This window comes from Nonomuraea sp. N2-4H (genome assembly GCF_045291505.1).
GTDB classification, from domain to species: Bacteria; Actinomycetota; Actinomycetes; order Streptosporangiales; family Streptosporangiaceae; genus Nonomuraea; species Nonomuraea fastidiosa.
On the sequence record NZ_CP147987.1, the window covers coordinates 541,472 to 558,685 of the forward strand.

Genomic DNA, 17,214 nt, shown 5'->3' on the forward strand with positions numbered 1-17,214 from the left:
TCGCTCCGGGGAGCAGAGCGGGTCGGGGGCTATGCGGACAGCAGGACGGTGGTGAGCGCGGGCAGCTGGTCCCACCAGCGGTCGTAGCGGCGACACGGGTGCGGCTCGCGTTCGGCCAGCCACGCCACCAGGGCCTTCGCCTCGGTGGCGAGCCCGTCCCACGCCTCGTCCGGCGGCGGATGGAACGGCGCCGCCTCGTCCGGGCGCGGCGCTCCCCGCAGGTCCCACAGCATCTTGCCGCCCGGCCCCGCCACCTGCTCGACCTCGCCGTCCATGGCACGCAGCGCGCCCTTGACCCGGGCCTGCTGGACGAGCGCGAACCGCGCGATGTCCGCCACCGAGGCCGGTCCGAACGGGTGTCGGCGCGCAGGTCGGCCGAGACGATGGCCACGGCCTGCCCGGCCGCGATGATCTCGAACTTCTCCTCGGGGGGCCTCGACGAGCGGGCCGTCCGGCGCGGACGCACCACGATCCGCTTCCGCTGGGGCTCGCCGACGGCGGCCACGCTCGCGGCGGGCAGCGTGCGGTACTTCCGCGACGGCCGGCGGCGCTTCCACGCCCTCCGCATCCCGCACGAGGGCCGCTTCGAGCTCCAGATCATCCTCGCCTGACGCGGGCCGGCGCCCCACCCGGGTATCGCTGCTAACGCGCTGCCGTTAGCGGCGCTTGACGTAATCAGTGATAACAAAATACTGTTGTCGATGCTTGCATTGATCCGCGCGCGCTCGGCCCGTACGGAGAAGGAGCATCATGATCTTTCACGGCAGCAGATTCACCTTCCGCGAGGGCGTTCCGCCGGACCAGCGGGAGGAGGCGCTCCGGGCCCTGCGCGAGCAGGGGCGGACCGTCCCGCAGGTGACCGCCTTCGTGGTCGGCCGCGACGTCGGCGGCGAGTACGAGTGGAGCGCGGTCTTCGCCGTCGAGGACCTCGACTCCTACCGTGCGTTCCTGACCCACCCGGCCGTCGGGCGCGCCGAGCGGGTCCTGAGGCCGCTGCTCGGCGCGTCCACCTCGTTCGACCTCACCGACGACGACGGCCCCGAGGCGGGCGCGGAGGTCGCCGAGCTGCGCCGGCGGCTGCTCGGCACGCCCGATGACTACGAGCGCGACGTGCCCACGCACACCCGCCGTACGGTGCTCAAGGCCGTCGCGGTGGGCGCGGCCGTGGCGGGAACGGGCCTGCCCGCGCCCGCCGCCGCGGCGTCCACCGCCGAGCAGGCGTACGCCGTCGCGCCCGGGGCGTCGGTCGAGGTCTCGCTGACCGTCAACGGGCGGCCGCGCAAGGTCGTGCTGGAGCCGAGGGTGACGCTGCTGGACGCGCTGCGCGAACGCCTCGGCCTGACCGGCACCAAGAAGGGCTGCGACCGGGGCGAGTGCGGGGCCTGCACGGTGCTGGTGGACGGCGAGCGGGTCAAGTCGTGCCTGACGCTGGCGGTGATGCGGCAGGGCGCCGAGATCACCACGATCGAAGGGCTGGCGCGCGGCGACCGGCTGCACCCGGTGCAGCAGGCGTTCATCAGGAACGACGCCTTCCAGTGCGGCGCGTGCACGCCCGGCCAGATCATGTCCGCCGTCGCCTGCATCAACGAGGGGCATACGGGGTTTCAGGCGGAGATCCGCGAGTGGATGAGCGGCAACCTGTGCCGGTGCGCGGCGTACCAGAACATCGTCGCCGCCGTCGCGGACGCCGCGAAGGAGGTGCGGCGATGAGGGCCTTCGGATACACGGTCGCCCGTAACCCGGCGGAAGCGGTACGCGCGGCGGCGAGCACCCCGAACGCGACGTTCGTGGCGGGCGGCACGGACCTGCTCAACCTCATGCGCGACGGCGCGGAGGCGCACGACCACCTCATCGACGTCAACCGGCTCGGCCTCGACGCGATCACCCTCGGCTCCGGCGCGCTGCGCATCGGCGGCGCGGCCAGGATGCGGCAGGTCGCCGAGCACCAGGCCGTGCGGCGCGAGTTCCCGCTGCTGTCGGAGGCGCTGCTCGCCTCGGCGTCCCCGCAGGTGCGCAACATGGCCTCGATCGGCGGCAACCTGCTGCAGCGCACCCGCTGCGGCTACTTCCGCGACGCGGCGTCGCCCTGCAACAAGCGGGTACGCGGCAGCGGCTGCCCGGCGATCGCCGGGCACAACCGGGGACACGCGATCCTGGGCGGCAGCGAGCACTGCATCGCCACCCATCCCTCCGACCTGGCGGTGGCGCTGACCGCGCTGGAGGCGACCGTACGCCTGCTCGGCCCCGGCGGCGAGCGCTCCGTTCCCATCGCCGACTTCTACCTGTCGCCCGGCTCCACCCCCGACAGGGAGACGGTCATGCGGCAGGACGAGCTGATCACCGGGGTGGACGTGCCGCGCACCGCCCTGGCCGGGCGGTCGCGCTACCTGAAGCTGCGCGACCGGGCCACGTTCGAGTTCGCGGTGGTGTCGGTGGCGGCCGCCCTGCGGACGACAGGCGGCCGTGTGCGGGACGTACGGCTGGCGTTCGGCGGCGTCGGCACCCGCCCGTGGCGGGACACCCGGGTCGAGGCGGCGCTGCGCGGACGGCCGCTCACCGTCCAGGCGATCGAAGCGGCGGGCCGGCTCCTGGTCAGGGACGCCAGGCCGTACGAGGCGAACGGGTTCAAGGCCGAGCTCGTCCAGCGCGCGCTGGTGAGCATCCTGAGCGAGCTGGGAGGGCTGCGATGAGCGGGCTCGTAGGGCAGGACGTCGCACGGGTCGACGGCCGGGCGAAGGTCACCGGTGCCGCCCGCTACGCGGCGGACCAGCAGGTGCCCGGCGTGCTGCACGGCGCGCTGGTCATGAGCACGATCGCCAGGGGCGAGGTGCTGGAGATCGACAGCCGGGCGGCGCTCGCGCACCCCGGCGTGGTCGCGGTCTACACGCACGCCGACATGCGGAAGCTGAACGTGCCGAACTTCCCGTACAACCGGCGCTTCATCCCCATGCAGGACGCGCGGGTGCACCACCAGGGGCAGCCCGTCGCGTACGTGGTGGCCGAGACCCTGGAGCAGGCGCAGGAGGCCGCCGCCCTGGTGAGGGTGCGCTACCGCGCCGAGGAGCCGGTCGTGCGGCTGGCGGACGTGCTCGACGAGGCGTTCCTGCCGCAGAACTTCCGCGACCGGCCCAACGAGATCAAGCGCGGCGACGCCGCGGCGGCCTGCGAGCGGGCCGAGGTACGCGTCGAGCGGACGTACAGCAGCCCGATGCAGCACCACAACCCGATCGAGCCGCACACCACCACCGCCGTCTGGGAGGACGGCGTGCTGACCCTGTACGAGAGCACCCAGGGCGTGATGTTCGTCCGCGACATCGTGGCGGCCGCGTTCGGCTTCGACAAGCCCGCGGAACGCGTCAGGGTCATCTCGCCCTACCTGGGCGGCGGCTTCGGCGCGAAGGCCCCCGTCTACCCGCACACGCTGCTCACCGCGGCGGTGGCGGAGCTCTGTGGCCGGCCGGTGAAGCTGGTGCTGACCCGCGCGCAGATGTTCACCTCCAACGGCCACCGCGCCGAATACCGCCACCACCTGCGGCTGGGCGCCGACAGACAGGGCGAGCTGACCGCCATCGTCAGCACCTCGACCGCGCAGGTGACCCGACTCGACGAGAACATCTACAACGGCAGCGACTCCGCGGTGCGCCTGTACGCCTGCCCCAACGTCCATGTGCGGCAGCTCGGCGTACGGCTCGACCTGCCGACGTCGAGTTACATGCGCTCGCCCGAGACGACCGCCCACTTCGGGCTGGAGACCGCCATGGACGAGCTGAGCTACGAGCTCGGCATCGACCCGGTGGAGCTCAGAATCCGCAATCACGCCGACGCGGACCAGCAGGCCGACCCGCCTGTCCCTTATGCCGACAAGCGGCTGCTCGACTGCTACCGGATGGCGGCCGAGGCGTTCGGCTGGGAGCGGCGCGATCCCAGGCCCGGCGCCACCAAGGACGGCGACGAGTACGTCGGCTGGGGCATGGCCACCGAGGTTCACACCCACAACGTCATCCCGGCCCAGACCCGCCTCGTCATCGGCACCGACGGGCGCGCCACGCTGCGGGTCGCCTCACAGGAGATCGGCACCGGCACCTACACCGTGCTCAGCCAGATCGTCGCCGACGGGCTCGGCGTGCCGCTCGGCCACGTCACGACGCTGCTCGGCGACACCGCCTATCCGTCGGCAGGGGTGTCGGCGGGCTCGTCCACGATGCCCAGCGTGGCCGGTCCCGCGGACCAGGCGGCGAGGCAGGCGCGGAAGGCCGTGATCGAGCTGGCCGTCGCCGACCCGCGCTCGCCCTTGCACGGCGTGCCCGCCGCCGAGGTCGAGGTACGGGAGGGCCGCCTCTTCTCCAGGGGTGACGGCGACCGCAGGGACACCTACCGCGACGTCATGAACCGTCACGGCCGCGCCATCGAGGTGGCGGGAACCGGGCAGAACACCCCCGGGCACTCGTTCGGCGCGGTGTTCCTGGAGGTGCGCATCCACCCGAGGCTGGGCAGGCTGCGCGTGACCCGGGTGGTGACCGCGCACGACCTCGGCCGGGTGCTCAACCGCCGCACCGCGCGCGGGCAGGTCATCGGCGGTGTGACGTGGGGGATGGGCTTCGCGCTGATGGAGCACACGATGGTGGACCCGAACACCGCGCGCGTCGTCAACCCGAACCTGTCCACGTACCTGGTGCCGGTCTGCGCGGACGTGCCCTCGGTGGAGACGCTGTTCGCAGACCGGAAGGACGGCGGCATGACCGGGATCCGCGGCTTCGGCGAGACGCCCGGGACCGGCGTGCCCGCGGCCATCGGCAACGCCATCTACCACGCCATCGGCCGGCGGCTCAGGGACGTCCCGTTCACCCAGGACAAACTGCTCTGACCTGCTTTTTCGCCCGCGGCGACGGGTGTGTGGACCCCTCTGCGCACCCGTCGCCGCGGCATGCGGGGACCCCGTGGCGCACCCGTGGCACGGGGTCTCCCGCGGCGCACGCGCCCGGGACCTTCAGCGGTCAGGCGCGTGGTTCGCGGCCCGGTCGAGGAGCTCCTCCAGCAGGGCGCGCTCGCCCGGCGTGTACAGCTCCTTCGCGTCACCGAGCACGGCCTTGAAGCCCACGGCCCGCTGAGCGACGTCCGGCGGGCCCGCGGGCGCGTCCGTGGTGACCGCCGCGAGCAGGGCGTCGCGCAGGCGGCCGGACAGGGACAGATCGCGCTCCTCCGGAGGGGTGCGGATGAGGTTGAGCGTCAGGCCCACGCAGGCCGCGTGGACCATGCCCATGGCCGTCTCGGCGCCGACCGCGAGCCGGCCCGCGACGGCGACCCGTTCGACGATCATGCGCAGCCGCGACAGCGCCTGCTCCCTGCCGATGTTGGACCCTGTTTGCCCGAACATGAGCAGGTACTGCTCAGGGTTCTCCAAGCCGAACTCGACATGGGTGTCCCAGCCGCGCCGCCAGTCGGCCACCGGGTCATCGGAGAACGGCCGGCTGTCCTTGCGGGCGAGGTAGCGCTCGAACCCGTCGGCCGCCACCGCTTCCAGCAGCCCGTTCATGTCGGTGAACAGGCGGTAGATCGTGGGCGCCTGCACGCCGGCCGCCGCGCTGACCGTGCGCGTCGTCACTCCCGCGCGGCCCTTGTCGCGCAGCAGCTCGGTCGTGGCGTCGATGATGCGCTGGCGAACCTCTTCCCGATCAGCCATGTAGCAACGATAACAGAAAAGCGATATCACCCATTTGGGTTACCGGCCGAGGGGGAGGAGCAGGGCCGCCAGCTCACCCGGCACGGACAGGAACGGCGAGTGCGAGGCGGCCAGCGACACGACGGAGGTCGGATTGCCGGGGAACGCCGCATCGGCCTCGGCGATGAACTTCCGCTGCACAGCCGGCTGGATGGCCATGTCCCGGGTGCAGACGACGTACGTACGCGGCACCGAACCCCAGCCCGCAGGCGTCAGCTCCGTCGTCCCCGTCATGATCCCGAACGGGCTGTCGGGCGTCAGCAGCGCGGTGGCGGCCTCGGCGACGGCCGGGTCCACGTCGCCGTAGAACGCCTCACGCAGCCCCTGCCGGTAGGCGGGGTCGTCCGTGGCGAAGTCGAGCCGCAGCGCGCCCAGCCTGGTCGGATCGCCCTGCACCAGCGGCGCCACCCGGTCGCCCGCGGCCTCGGGGATCCGCGTGTACGCCGCCGCCGGCACGCCCGACGCCGGCATGTACGCGGTGACGTAGACCGCGTGCGCCACCAGGTCGGGGCTCTGCTCGGCGACCCGCGTCAGCACAGGCCCCGCCGCGCTGTGGGCGACCACCGTGACCGGCTCGCCGCCGCCGATCAGCTTGACCTGCGACAGCAGCAGCTCGGCCGCGTCGTCGAGCGTCACATCCGCCACCGGCGAGACCTCGGTGGCGACCGCCTCGGGATCGTACGGCTGCCGGGTGAACCACCGCGGATGGCGCGCGTACAGCCCGTGCCCCGCCATGTCCACCGCGACGGCCCGCCGCCCGCCGGCCACCAGATGGGGGACGACCTCGCTCCAGCACCACGAACCGTGCCAGAAACCATGGACTAACACCATCGTTGACATGAGTGCTCCCTGGACGATGCCCGTGCGTCAGGCTTAAGGGAATGGAACGGCGTGGAAAGCCGCGACGGCGACGGCGACCTCGGCGCCACCCCGCGGAACGGCCGCGACCTATCCTCTACGCCCCGCGCTCACATCGCGAAAAGCCGATCGGTGAGCCGTTCAGTCGCCCGCGCGCAGGAGCATCGCCTCGATCTCCGCGCCCGCGTCCGCCGTGCACACGTACGTGGGCTTCCCCGTCGGCGGCTCGACGAAGTACAAGGTGGCACGCTTGCCGCACTTGGCGCACCGGGCGTCGGGCCCGCCGCCGAGCTCGGCCAGGCCGACCTTGAGCTCTGGGATCACAAAAGCCATGCGGGAAGCGTAGGTCGGGATGATCGGCGCTTCCGTGGTGACAGCGTGTCTTGCGGAATCCATGCTCGCAGATGGTGCGGGCACGGAGATGACGGGTCTTGTTCGGCCCCCTGCGAGACAACGACCCGCGAACAGCGGGCGGGACGGTCACCGCCCAGCTTCCGCTCGCGGACGGTGTTCGACATGTCGACGGCGAAGTCGGCTCGCATGGCGTTCGTGCTGAGGTGATCCTTCACTCGCATGCCACGAAATCATCAGGCGCGATTACCGGTCAAAGCAGGATCAGCAGGACGCGGAATTCGTGTCGTCGAGGCCGCCGGCGGGGCTTGCCGATGGGATCGCCGCCGCGGGAAGCGAGACCGGCTTTCTCGCCGGCGCGCAGGCCGAGCGGCCGTTCGGCTGGGCGCACTATTTCGTATATTCGGGGTGACCGTAAAAGAAATCGGGGGAAAAGTGGCTCCGATACGTCGCCAGAGCGAAATCTCTCTTCCTCTTGGCCGCGAGATGGATACTCTCTAGCCTGCGGATCGGGCGGTCGGCGGTGAGGGAGATCGCGTGCTGGACCAGCGGAACCATCAAGGCAAGTTCGCCGAGGACTACGTGAGGGTGCTCGCCTCCGCGGCGGGCCTGCTCGTGTATCAGGACGATCTCGACTACGACGGCATCGACCTGGGCTTTCGCTATCCGGGAAGGGCCGGATACATCTCGTCGCCCGCCATCGAGGTGCAGGTCAAGTCGTGGTCGACGCCGCTGTTCAAGGGCCCGCATCTGCAGTATCGCGGGCTGAACGAGGTGCAGTACAACAAGCTCGTCGAAGGCCCGTTTCTCGTTCCGCGTTACCTGTTTCTCGTCGTCGTCCCGCCGGAGGCCGAGCGTTACGCGCGCGTGGAGACCGAAGGGCTGACGCTGCGCCGGCTCTGCTATTACCGCGGATTCGAGGGCGAGCAGCCCATCGCCGCGCCCAGTACTAAGCGAATTGTGCCGATTCAGGTGCCTTTGGGGAACGTTTTAACAGTTCGTGCGTTACGTGAGCTCGTCGGGGCGCCCACGGGGTCACTCGCGTGATCGAGGGCCTGTCGGTCTCCGACATCAGCAGTTATCTGGCCGCGACCGGCTGGGTACGCCAGCCGGAGGGCTGGCGAGGCGCGGCCGTCTGGGTCCATGACGGCGATCACGAGGTCCTGGTGCCCGGGGCGGACGGCCTCGCCGACGGGCCACGGCGGCTGCGGGAGATCGTGGCCCTGCTGGCCAAGGTGGAAGGCCGCGCCGCCGAGGACGTCGCCTCCGACATCGGTTCGCCCATGGTCGACGTCCAGTGGTACCGCACCCCCATCGTCCCCGCTGACGGGCAGTTCGGGCTGGTCGAGGCGGTCACGGCGCTCAACAGCGCCCAGACCGCCCTGAGCGCGGCGGCGCGTGCTGCCTTGACCGGCCCCAGGCCGGTGTTCGACGGCGCTGCCCCCAAACCCGTGCGTGACCTGCTCGCCCGCGTCCGGGTCGGTCCGATCGTGCCGGCCGCCGACCTCCTCACCGTCCGCGTCCCGTTACAGGAGGAGGGCGACGGCGAGCCGCCGCTGGCGCGCCGTACCCTGACCCTGCTCCAGCGTGCCGCGCTGCTCATGCGGGAGGCCGGCGCCGAGGTCCGCAGGACCGGTGACATCAGCGTCTTCGACGGCATTGTGCGCGACGGCGTGTCGGCCGACCTATGCGCGGCGCTGGCCCGGTTCGCGGGTCCCGATCCCGGAGCCGGTTTCGAGGTCGGTTTCCGCTGGGCCCGCGCGCTGCCCTCGGCGGTACCCGCGCGGACGGTGGTCTTCGACGCCGGAAGCGGGCCCCTGCTGCGCCGCGTCGCCCACCGGCTGCGGCGCCTCCACCGCGAGGGCGCTTCCGTCACGGGTCTCATCGGCGCCCTCTTCGACAACGGGGGCGAGGACAGGTTCCGCGTCCACGTACGCGGCCGGGTGACGACCGGGGACGGCGAGCCACGCGGCTCGATCTGGGTGCGCCTGCCGGACGAGGCCGCCTACGACGTGGCCGTCGACGCCCACAGGAACCGGACCCCCGTGCGTGCCGCCGGAACCCTGATGGACGTCAACGGCCGCCGCGAACTCATAGCGACCAGCTTCGGCAAGGTCGTGGACGATCGATTCGAGGAGAGCTGACCATGGAGAACACCGCCTTCGCAGCCCGGGAGCGGGCCTTGCTTCTGGGGCTGATGACGCTCGGCGGGGCGGCGTCGAACCCGGAGCTTCGCGCTCATATCGGTGACGCCCTCGACGGGAAGCCGCGGCTGCGGATGAACGAGTGCGGCCTCGTCACGAGCGAGAAGCTGGGCAGGTCCTACCACCACACGCTCACCGACGACGGCTGGGCGTGGTGCGTGACGGAGCTGGAGGGCTCGGCTCCCGAGCGCGGCGGATCGCTCGGCCGCACCCTGTACGGGGTGCTCCGCGTGATCAAGGGCTATCTCGACGCGACCGACCTGAGCCTGGCCGAGTTCGTCGTCAAGGCCCGCGAGGAAGGGCCCGCGCCCTCGTCCGATCTCACCGAGGCGATCCGCGACGCCTACTGGAACCTGGCCCGCGAACCGCAGGACTGGGTGCTCCTGACCCACGTCCGGGCCCGGCTGAAGGACGTTCCCCGCGAGGAGGTCGACGACGCGCTCCGGCGGCTGGAGCAGTCCCCGGGCGTCCACCTGGCCCCGGAGGCGGATCAGAAGACCCTGACCGACGAGGACAGGCGGGCCGCCGTCCTCATAGGCGGTGTGGACAAGCACCTCCTGGCGATCGAGGCCCGATGAACGAGAACGAGGAACGCGCGCTCCACGCCATCTCCCGGGTGCTCAACTGGGCGACGACCGCGGAACACGCATGGAACCCGCCTCCCTTCCACGTCGACGGCATGCATCCGCGGGCGGAACAACTGGTCCTCGACGGCATCGACGAGGCGTCCGCCGCCACCCGTACCAGCCCGCTCGGCGTCGTGATCCAGGGCGAGGGCGGAGCCGGCAAGACTCACTTCCTCGGCTGGGTCAGAGGCAAGATCGCGCAGGCGGGCGGCTACTTCTTCCTGGTGGACTTCAGCGCGGGCGACGACTTCTGGCACCGCACCACGAGCGCGATGGTCGAGGACCTCGGACGCTCGGCCGCGGGCCCGGACGCTCCGAGCCAGGCGATGACGGCCCTGCGCGCCCTGGCCGCGCTCGCCGGCGTCGGCGACCGGATCGAGGCGGCGATCGAGCAAGAGTCCGGGCTCGGCCGCGCCGACCTCGACGCCCTGGTGAACGGCCTGGTGGCCAGGAACCGGCAGTTGCTGCGCTGCCGCGACACCATCCGGGCGCTCGCCCTGTACGCCGCCGCGTCCGGCCCGGCACTCGAGGTCGCCCACGACCACCTGACGTCCACCGAGGAGACCGAGGAAGGCGATCGCAAGGCGTGGGGCATGAGCCCCGTCGTCAAGAAGCCGCACGACATCGCGGTCGAGCTGTCGATGATCCTCGCGCTGACCGGTCCCAGCGTCATCGCGGTGGACCAGATCGACGCGCTTTTGGAGCACTCCCGTACGGATGCCGCCGAGCCGCCGGCCGACGCCGAACCGCGTAAGGACGTGATCGACGAGATCGCGAGCGGCCTCATGGCCCTGGTGCACGCCACGCAGCGAACGCTCTGCCTGGTGGCATGCCTGCCCTCGTCGTGGAACCTGATCAGGAAACGGGCCATCGGCACGGCACAGGACCGGTTCCGTCCCTCGCTGATCCTCACCACGATCACCAGCCCGGACATCGCGCGGGTCCTGGTCGAGCGGAGGTTCGCGGTGGCCTTCGCGCAGGCGGGCGTCACGCCGCCCGCACCGACGTGGCCCATCGCCCCCGAGGCGTTCGCGACGGCCCCCGGTCACACGCCGAGGACGCTCCTCCGCCTCATCAGCACGCACATCGCGGCCTGCCGGGCCGATGGCCAGGTGCGCCCGCTGGAACGTTTCGACCGGGAAGAACCGGCCCCCGCGACGGTGACCGTCGCCGAGACCGCTCCCGCCGTGCCGGAGACGAACCTGGCCCGGCTCGACACACGCTTCGCCGACCTGCGCGAACGGGCCGACGGGGAGAGTCCGTTCGACGCGGACAAGGAAGACGAACTCGCGCCGCCCCTGCTGGCCGCCGCTCTCGACGCCTGGATCAAGGAGCAGGGCGAGGCGGGCGAGGCCTTCTCCGTCGATCCGCTGCCGGGCCGCCGCCCCAGCCTGCACGCGAGGTTGCGGCAGGCGCTGGACCCGGAGTCGGAGGAACAGCGGCACTGGACGTTCCGGATGATCGGGGCGCCGCATCACATCGCCGCACTCAAACGGCTGAACGACGGCATCGCCGCCTCCGGCCTCGGCCCGGACACGCCCGACCGCTGCTTCGTCGTGCTCCGCAACCTCGCCTGGTCGGACGGCCCGGCCACGCAGGCCCGCCTGGCGCAGCTCAAGGAGTGGGGCGGGCGCTCGGTCACGGTGCGGGGCGACGATCTGCGTGTCTTCGAGGCCCTGCGGCAGATGGCCGCCGACGGGGACCCGGAGTTCGAAAGCTGGCTGCGCGCCCGCCGCCCGGCCGGCCGCACCGAGCTGTTCACCAGCCTGTTCGGGCCGCCGGCGGCGCAGCCTGCGACCGCGGAACCCGGTCAACCGGCAGGCGAGGCGCGGGAGACGGCGGGCGGCCGCGCCGCGGCCATCACGGTGGGCAGGCGCCTGGACAGCGGCGCGGACCTGGAGATCAAGCTGAGCACGCTCACCCGTCACACGGCCGTGTTCGCCGGGTCGGGCTCCGGCAAGACCGTGTTCCTGCGGCGGCTCATCGAGGAGTGCGCGCTGCTCGGGGTGTCGTCGATCGTGCTCGACTCCAACAACGACCTGGCCAGGCTGGGTGACCCGTGGCCCAGCCCGCCTCCCGGCTGGGGCGATGAGGACGCCGGCAAGGCGGCGCGCTATTTCGCCGGCACCGAGGTGGTGATCTGGACCCCCGGACGCTCGCGCGGGCGCCCGCTGGCCTTCCAGCCGCTCCCCGACTTCACGCCGGTGCTGGACGACCGCGACGAGCTGGACTCCGCCCTCGGCCTCGCCGTCGAGGCGCTCGCGCCCAGGGCGAACGTGGACGGGGCGAGCGCCAAGGCGCGCAAGGGGAAGGCGATCCTCCGCCAGGCGCTGGACCACTTCGCCCGCTCGGGCGGCGGCGACTTCGCCGCGTTCCTCAGGCTCCTCGCCGCCCTGCCGCTGGAGGTCAGCCAGATCGACCGCGCCGATCAGATCGCCGCCGAGCTGGGGCAGCTCCTCACCGCCGCGACGATCAACGATCCGCTCTTCGCGGGCCGGGGCGAGCCGGTGGACCCGGAGCAGTTGCTGACCCCCTCGGAGGGCAAGCGGGCCCGCGTCTCCGTCATCAGCCTCGCCGGTCTCAGCGACGAGGCGAGGCCGGGCTTCGTCAGCCGGCTCCAGATGGCGCTGTTCTCCTGGATCAAACGCGATCCCGCCCGGGACACCCCGCTCAAGGCGCTGTACGTCATGGACGAGGCGCAGACGTTCGTACCGGCGGTGCCGAAGACCGAGGCGCTGGCCAGCACGCTCACCCTGGCCTCGCAGGCGCGCAAGTACGGCCTGGGCCTCGTCTTCGCCACCCAGACGCCGCGCGGCCTGCACAACCACATCGCCGGCAACGCCACGACGCAGTTCATCGGCCGCATCAACAGCCCCACGCAGATCGAGGTGGTCAAAGGGCTGGCCAGAGCCCGGGGCGGCCGCGCGGACCGCGTCGGGCGGCTGGAGACGGGGCAGTTCTACGCCGCGAGCGAGGGCGTCCCCGAGGTCCTCATCCGGGCGCGGCAGTGCCTGAGCCACCATCCCGCCGACCCTCTCACCGAACAGGAGATCATCGAGCGGGCGTCCCGCTGACGGGGCGGGGCCGTCCGGCTGAGCGGTCGCCAGGACGTCCGGCGGGGCCTGCGGGCGGCGCTTCGCCGGCGTTCAGCGGCCAGGCGGCGGGGCGCTGGAGGCGCGGGGGATGAGGCGGGTGGGGAGGCGGACGTGGCGCTGCGCGGGCTCGCGTCCGGCCAGCATCTCCAGCAGGATCTCGACGGCCAGCCGCCCCATCATCTGGATCGGCTGCTCGACGGTGGTGAGCGCGGGCTCGCTCATCACGCTCTCGGGGACGTTGTCGAAGCCGACCACCGAGAGGTCTTCGGGCACCCGCAGGCCCATGGACGCGGCGACCTCCATGGTGGCGATGGCCGACATGTCGTTGGCCGCGAAGACGGCGGTCGGCCGGTCGGGCAGGCTGAGCAGCTCGCGGACGGTGGTGCGGGCGTCGTTCTCGTCGTAGTCGGCGACGCGCACCAGCGCCGGGTCGGCCGGGATGCCGGCGTCGGCGAGCGCCGAGCGGTAGCCCTCCTCGCGCAGCGGGCCGGACTCGAGGTCGCGCGGCGGCCTGCCGAGGAAGCCGATGCGGCGGTGGCCGAGGCCGATGAGGTGTTCGGTGGCGAGCCTGCCGCCCTGGAGGTTGTCGGCGTCGACGGTCGGGACGGTCTCGCGCCCGCTGTGCGGATCGACCGCCACGACGGGGGCGCCGCCGTCGACGTCGAGCACCGTGGGCGTGACCAGCACCGCGCCGTCGATGAGGGTGCCGGACAGCCGTGACAGATAGCGCCGCTCCCAGCCGACCCGGCCCGAGCCCTTGCCGCCGCCCGCGTAGACGACGAGCTCGTAGGCGGTGCCCCTGATCGCGCGGGCGGCGCCCTTGAGCAGCTCGGCGCTGAACGGCTCGATGTCCCAGACCAGGATGCCGATCACGTTGGTCCGCTGGTTGCGCAGGCTGCGGGCCACGAGGCTGGACTCGTAGCCCAGCTCGGCGATGACCGCGCGCACGCGATCGACGGTGGCCGCCGATACGCCGTGCCGGTCGTTGAGCACTTTCGACACCGTCGCGACCGACACACCGGCATGCTCTGCCACGTCGCGGATCGTTACCCGGCCATTGTTCACGCCGCCGATCCTAGCGCATATAAAACGTTATCGATAACGATTGACATCGGTCTGAGCAGGGCTGCACGATGTCGGACTAAGCCGGACTAACCGCAGCAAGACCGGCGCTGTGCGGTGTCGCGCCAGGGAGCCGCGTCTCCGTGTGGTGCGCAGGAAGGTGCCAGGAAGGTGAAGGACATGAAGACAGCGGTCGGTTCCCCCAGGCCACTGCTCGCGATGGCGCTCGCCGTGCTGATGACCGGCGTCGCCGCGTGCGGGACATCCGGTCCACGGCAGGCCGGCACCGCCTCGGCGGCGGGCGGCGACGCGGGAGGCCCTTCCGCGTGGATCATCAGCGGCGTCACCGCCAAGGCGTTCCAGAACTCGTTCGGCTCATGGAACGCCGCACACCCCGGGCAGAAGTTCGCCATCCAGGAGTTCGCGAACGACCCGTACAAGCAGAAGATCAGGACGGCCGTCGGCGCGAAGCAGGCGCCCACGCTGATCTACGGCTGGGGCGGCGGCGTGCTCACGTCGTACGTGGCCGCCGGTGCGGTCGAGGACATCAGCGACCTCGCCGAGGACCCCGCGGTCAAGAAGCGCTTCCTGCCCTCGATCGCCGCGGTCGGCAAGGTGGACGGCAAGACGTACGCGCTGCCGAACAACGGCGTCAAGCCCGTGGTGATCTACTACAACAAGGACCTGTTCGCCAAGATCGGCGCAGCCCCCGAAGACGTGGAACGAGCTGATGGCTCTGGTGCCGAAGTTCAACGCGGCGGGCATCGCGCCGTTCACCGTCAGCGGCCAGGCCAAGTGGCCGCTGCTGCCGTGGCTCGCGTACCTGATCGACCGCATCGGCGGCCCCCGCGTCATGAACGACATCACGGCGGGCAAGCCGAACGCCTGGTCCGACCCGGCGGTGACCGAGGCCACCACGAAGATCCAGGAGCTGGTCAAGGCGGGCGGCTTCGTCAAGGGCTTCTCCTCGATCTCCACCGACAGCGGCGCCGACGTGGCCCTGCTCTACACCGGCAAGGCCGCCATGACGCTCGGCCTGCCCGCGACGTACCAGACGATCAAGACCGCGAACCCGAAGTTCATCAGCGACGGCAAGCTCGGCTACGTCCCCTTCCCGGCCGTGGAAGGCGGCAAGGGCGACCCGGCGAACGTGGTGGGCAACCCGAGCAACTTCTGGTCGATCTCGTCGGCGGCGACCCCCGAGCAGAAGCAGGCGGCCCGCGAGTACATCAAGAACGACCTGCTGAACGACAAGTACGCCGCCGACCTGCTGGCGGTCGGCAACGTCCCGCCGGTGGAGGGCGCAGAGGACGCCATCGCGAAGTCGGACGACCCGGCGTACTACTCGATGATCTACGAGGTGGCGAAGAAGGCGCCGAACTTCCAGCTCAGCCTGGACCAGGCGCTCGCGCCCGAGGCCGGCGACAAGCTGCTCACCACGCTGCAGCAGGTCTTCCTCGAGGAGATCACGCCCGAGCAGTTCGCCACCACCATGAACGCCACGATCAGCGGCTGAGGCGATGCACGTGTCCGCTACCCGTGCCCGCACCCGCAGCGGGCTGCTGACCCTGCCGGCGCTGGCGATGTTCGTGGTGTTCGCGGTGGTCCCGCTGGGCGGCGCGGTGATCCTCAGCCTGACGCGCTGGGACGGCCTCGGCGAGATCTCGTGGGAGGGGTTCGGCAACTGGACCGAGGTGCTCGGCGACCCCGTGACCGGCAACGCGCTCGTCCTCACCGTGAAGATCATGGTGTTCTCGTGGGTGGTGCAGACGCCGATCAGCCTGCTGCTCGGCGTCTTCACCGCCGGGACGCAGCGCTACCGCGCCGTGCTCGCCGTGCTGTACTTCCTCCCGCTGCTGCTCTCGTCGGCGGCGGTGGCCATCGCGTTCAAGGCCGTGCTCGACCCGAACTTCGGGCTGGGCGGCGTGCCGGGGCTCGGCTTCCTGAGCCTGGACTGGCTGGGTGACCCCGACCTCGTGCTGTACGTGGTGATCTTCGTGATCGCCTGGCAGTTCGTGCCCTTCCACACCCTGCTCTACCAGGCGGCCGTCCGGCAGATCCCGGCCTCGCTGTACGAGGCCGCCGACATCGACGGGGCCGGGCGGGTCAAGCAGTTCCGCTACATCACGCTGCCGCAGCTCCGCAACACGATCATCACGTCGTCCACCCTCATGGTCACCGGCTCGCTGACCTACTTCGACGTGGTGTTCGTCCTCACCGGCGGCGGTCCCGGCAACGCCACGCGGCTGCTCCCGCTCGACATGTACCTCACCGGCTTCTCCGCCAACGACATGGGCAAGGCCAGCGTGCTCGCGGTGATCCTGGTCGTGACCGGGCTCGCGCTGGCCTTCTCGCTGACCAAGTACACCGGCTTCGTCCGCATGCGCAGCCAGCAGGAAGGGCTCTGATGGCCGTCACCACCACGACGATCGCCCGCCGCCGCCCGCGAACCCGGGTCAAGGTGCGGCGGCTGCCCAACATCGGCGCCGGCATCGGCGGCCTCGTCTGGCTGGCCGTGATCATCGTCCCCATCTACTACGTGGTGATCTCCAGCCTGCGCAGCCAGACCGGCTTCTTCGACGGCAACCCGCTCGCCCCGCCCGACGAGATCACGTTCGGCAACTACGCGCTGGTGCTGCAGAGCGGCTTCGGGCGGTACTTCCTCAACAGCGTCGTCATCACGGTCGCCTCGGTCGTGGTGACGGTCGGGCTGTCGCTGATGGCCGCGTACGGGGTGGTGCGCGGCGAGGGCCGTCTCGCCCGCATGAGCTTCTCGGTCTTCCTGCTGGGCCTGGCGATCCCCGTGCACGCCACGATCATCCCGCTCTACTACATGATCACCCGGCTGCATCTGTACGACAGCCTGCTCGCGCTGATCCTGCCGTCCATCGGCTTCGCGATCCCGATCACGGTGCTGATCCTGGCGAACTTCATCCGCGACATCCCCAGAGGGTTGTTCGAGTCGATGCGGATGGACGGGGCCACCGACTGGGGCATGCTGTGGCGGCTGGTGCTGCCGCTCGCCCGCCCTGCCCTGGTCACGGTCGGCATCTACGATGCCCTGCACGTCTGGAACGGCTTCCTGTTCCCCCTCATCCTCACCCAGAGCCCCGACCTGCGCGTCCTGCCGATGGCGCTGTGGGCGTTCCAGGGCGAGTTCACCGTGGACGTCCCCGCGGTGCTGGCCGCGGTGGTGCTGTCCACGCTTCCCATGCTCGTCGCGTACGTGCTGGGACGCCGCCACCTGGTGCGCGGCCTCACGGCCGGTTTCGGCAAATGACCCATCTTCCAAGGAGAGA

The 17,214-nt window shown here is 71.3% G+C and carries 15 protein-coding genes and 3 pseudogenes; 13 read left to right on the plus strand and 5 right to left on the minus strand.

Going from position 1 to position 17,214, the window contains the following annotated elements; genetic code table 11:
• Nucleotides 1–29 precede the first annotated feature (29 nt).
• Complete coding sequence (locus WBK31_RS02505) at nt 30–338, minus strand: hypothetical protein (protein WP_364058183.1); 309 nt, start codon at nt 336–338, stop codon at nt 30–32.
• 18 nt (nt 339–356) lie between these two features.
• On the opposite strand from WBK31_RS02505, the gene WBK31_RS02510 reads away from it, so the two are divergent.
• From WBK31_RS02510 to WBK31_RS02530, 5 genes and pseudogenes are all read left to right on the plus strand, one after another.
• A complete protein-coding gene (locus WBK31_RS02510) occupies nt 357–611 on the plus strand; it encodes a hypothetical protein (RefSeq protein ID WP_406674267.1) in 255 nt (84 codons plus the stop codon).
• A gap of 139 nt (nt 612–750) precedes the next feature.
• Nucleotides 751–1,014: pseudogene (locus tag WBK31_RS02515) on the plus strand (Dabb family protein); the annotation flags it as partial.
• Between the two features lie 243 nt (nt 1,015–1,257).
• Complete coding sequence (locus tag WBK31_RS02520; protein WP_364059546.1) at nt 1,258–1,710, plus strand: (2Fe-2S)-binding protein; 453 nt, start codon at nt 1,258–1,260, stop codon at nt 1,708–1,710.
• Nucleotides 1,707–2,690: an FAD binding domain-containing protein gene (locus WBK31_RS02525; protein ID WP_406674268.1), complete on the plus strand. Its 984-nt coding sequence runs from the start codon at nt 1,707–1,709 to the stop codon at nt 2,688–2,690. The genes WBK31_RS02520 and WBK31_RS02525 overlap by 4 nt, the downstream gene beginning before the upstream one ends.
• Complete coding sequence (locus WBK31_RS02530; protein ID WP_406674269.1) at nt 2,687–4,864, plus strand: xanthine dehydrogenase family protein molybdopterin-binding subunit; 2,178 nt, start codon at nt 2,687–2,689, stop codon at nt 4,862–4,864. Before WBK31_RS02525 ends, WBK31_RS02530 begins: the two co-directional genes overlap by 4 nt.
• Nucleotides 4,865–4,987: 123 nt before the next feature.
• Here WBK31_RS02530 and WBK31_RS02535 read toward each other — a convergent pair whose 3' ends face one another.
• The 3 genes from WBK31_RS02535 to WBK31_RS02545 form a co-directional block, all read right to left on the minus strand.
• Entirely contained in the window at nt 4,988–5,680 is a 693-nt protein-coding gene (locus WBK31_RS02535; protein ID WP_364058171.1) for a TetR/AcrR family transcriptional regulator, read from the minus strand.
• Nucleotides 5,681–5,719: 39 nt separating this feature from the next.
• Entirely contained in the window at nt 5,720–6,550 is an 831-nt protein-coding gene (locus WBK31_RS02540; protein WP_406674270.1) for an alpha/beta fold hydrolase, read from the minus strand.
• A 168-nt stretch (nt 6,551–6,718) separates the two neighbouring features.
• Nucleotides 6,719–6,910 carry a hypothetical protein gene (locus tag WBK31_RS02545; protein ID WP_364058165.1) on the minus strand — a complete coding sequence of 64 codons (192 nt, stop codon included), beginning with the start codon at nt 6,908–6,910 and terminating at the stop codon, nt 6,719–6,721.
• A 555-nt stretch (nt 6,911–7,465) separates the two neighbouring features.
• On the opposite strand from WBK31_RS02545, the gene WBK31_RS02550 reads away from it, so the two are divergent.
• The 4 genes from WBK31_RS02550 to WBK31_RS02565 are packed head-to-tail and all read left to right on the plus strand — an operon-like array spanning nt 7,466 to nt 12,832.
• Nucleotides 7,466–7,975 carry a DUF4365 domain-containing protein gene (locus WBK31_RS02550; RefSeq protein WP_378784832.1) on the plus strand — a complete coding sequence of 170 codons (510 nt, stop codon included), beginning with the start codon at nt 7,466–7,468 and terminating at the stop codon, nt 7,973–7,975.
• Nucleotides 7,972–9,072 (plus strand): hypothetical protein, encoded by a 1,101-nt coding sequence (locus WBK31_RS02555; RefSeq protein WP_406674271.1) that lies wholly within the window; start codon nt 7,972–7,974, stop codon nt 9,070–9,072. The genes WBK31_RS02550 and WBK31_RS02555 overlap by 4 nt, the downstream gene beginning before the upstream one ends.
• Nucleotides 9,073–9,074: 2 nt before the next feature.
• Nucleotides 9,075–9,710, plus strand: coding sequence for a hypothetical protein (locus tag WBK31_RS02560; protein WP_364058156.1), 636 nt, complete (start codon nt 9,075–9,077; stop codon nt 9,708–9,710).
• A complete protein-coding gene (locus WBK31_RS02565; protein ID WP_406674272.1) occupies nt 9,707–12,832 on the plus strand; it encodes an ATP-binding protein in 3,126 nt (1,041 codons plus the stop codon). Before WBK31_RS02560 ends, WBK31_RS02565 begins: the two co-directional genes overlap by 4 nt.
• A gap of 72 nt (nt 12,833–12,904) precedes the next feature.
• Here the strand turns inward: WBK31_RS02565 and WBK31_RS02570 are convergent, their stop codons facing one another.
• On the minus strand, nt 12,905–13,918 hold the full coding sequence (locus tag WBK31_RS02570) for a LacI family DNA-binding transcriptional regulator (RefSeq protein ID WP_406674273.1): 1,014 nt from the start codon (nt 13,916–13,918) through the stop codon (nt 12,905–12,907).
• Nucleotides 13,919–14,152: 234 nt separating this feature from the next.
• Between WBK31_RS02570 and WBK31_RS02575 the strand changes: the two are divergent.
• The 4 genes and pseudogenes from WBK31_RS02575 to WBK31_RS02590 all read left to right on the plus strand — a co-directional run.
• Nucleotides 14,153–14,560, plus strand: a pseudogene (locus tag WBK31_RS02575) (extracellular solute-binding protein); the annotation flags it as partial.
• A 73-nt stretch (nt 14,561–14,633) separates the two neighbouring features.
• Nucleotides 14,634–15,431: pseudogene (locus tag WBK31_RS02580) on the plus strand (extracellular solute-binding protein); the annotation flags it as partial.
• 4 nt (nt 15,432–15,435) lie between these two features.
• Entirely contained in the window at nt 15,436–16,323 is an 888-nt protein-coding gene (locus WBK31_RS02585) for a carbohydrate ABC transporter permease (RefSeq protein WP_378784825.1), read from the plus strand.
• Nucleotides 16,323–17,195, plus strand: a complete 873-nt coding sequence (locus tag WBK31_RS02590; RefSeq protein WP_378784824.1) for a carbohydrate ABC transporter permease — start codon at nt 16,323–16,325, stop codon at nt 17,193–17,195. The genes WBK31_RS02585 and WBK31_RS02590 overlap by 1 nt, the downstream gene beginning before the upstream one ends.
• The last annotated feature ends 19 nt before the right edge of the window (nt 17,196–17,214 follow it).

What these genes read in the sequence shown, in the direction of transcription:
- WBK31_RS02525 (WP_406674268.1), top strand. Translation starts at nt 1,707, where the DNA reads ATGAGGGCCTTCGGATACACGGTCGCCCGTAACCCGGCGGAAGCGGTA.
- WBK31_RS02530 (WP_406674269.1), top strand. Translation starts at nt 2,687, where the DNA reads ATGAGCGGGCTCGTAGGGCAGGACGTCGCACGGGTCGACGGCCGGGCG.
- WBK31_RS02535 (WP_364058171.1), bottom strand. Translation starts at nt 5,680, where the DNA reads ATGGCTGATCGGGAAGAGGTTCGCCAGCGCATCATCGACGCCACGACC.
- WBK31_RS02540 (WP_406674270.1), bottom strand. Translation starts at nt 6,550, where the DNA reads ATGGTGTTAGTCCATGGTTTCTGGCACGGTTCGTGGTGCTGGAGCGAG.
- WBK31_RS02545 (WP_364058165.1), bottom strand. Translation starts at nt 6,910, where the DNA reads ATGGCTTTTGTGATCCCAGAGCTCAAGGTCGGCCTGGCCGAGCTCGGC.
- WBK31_RS02560 (WP_364058156.1), top strand. Translation starts at nt 9,075, where the DNA reads ATGGAGAACACCGCCTTCGCAGCCCGGGAGCGGGCCTTGCTTCTGGGG.
- WBK31_RS02565 (WP_406674272.1), top strand. Translation starts at nt 9,707, where the DNA reads ATGAACGAGAACGAGGAACGCGCGCTCCACGCCATCTCCCGGGTGCTC.
- WBK31_RS02585 (WP_378784825.1), top strand. Translation starts at nt 15,436, where the DNA reads ATGCACGTGTCCGCTACCCGTGCCCGCACCCGCAGCGGGCTGCTGACC.
- WBK31_RS02590 (WP_378784824.1), top strand. Translation starts at nt 16,323, where the DNA reads ATGGCCGTCACCACCACGACGATCGCCCGCCGCCGCCCGCGAACCCGG.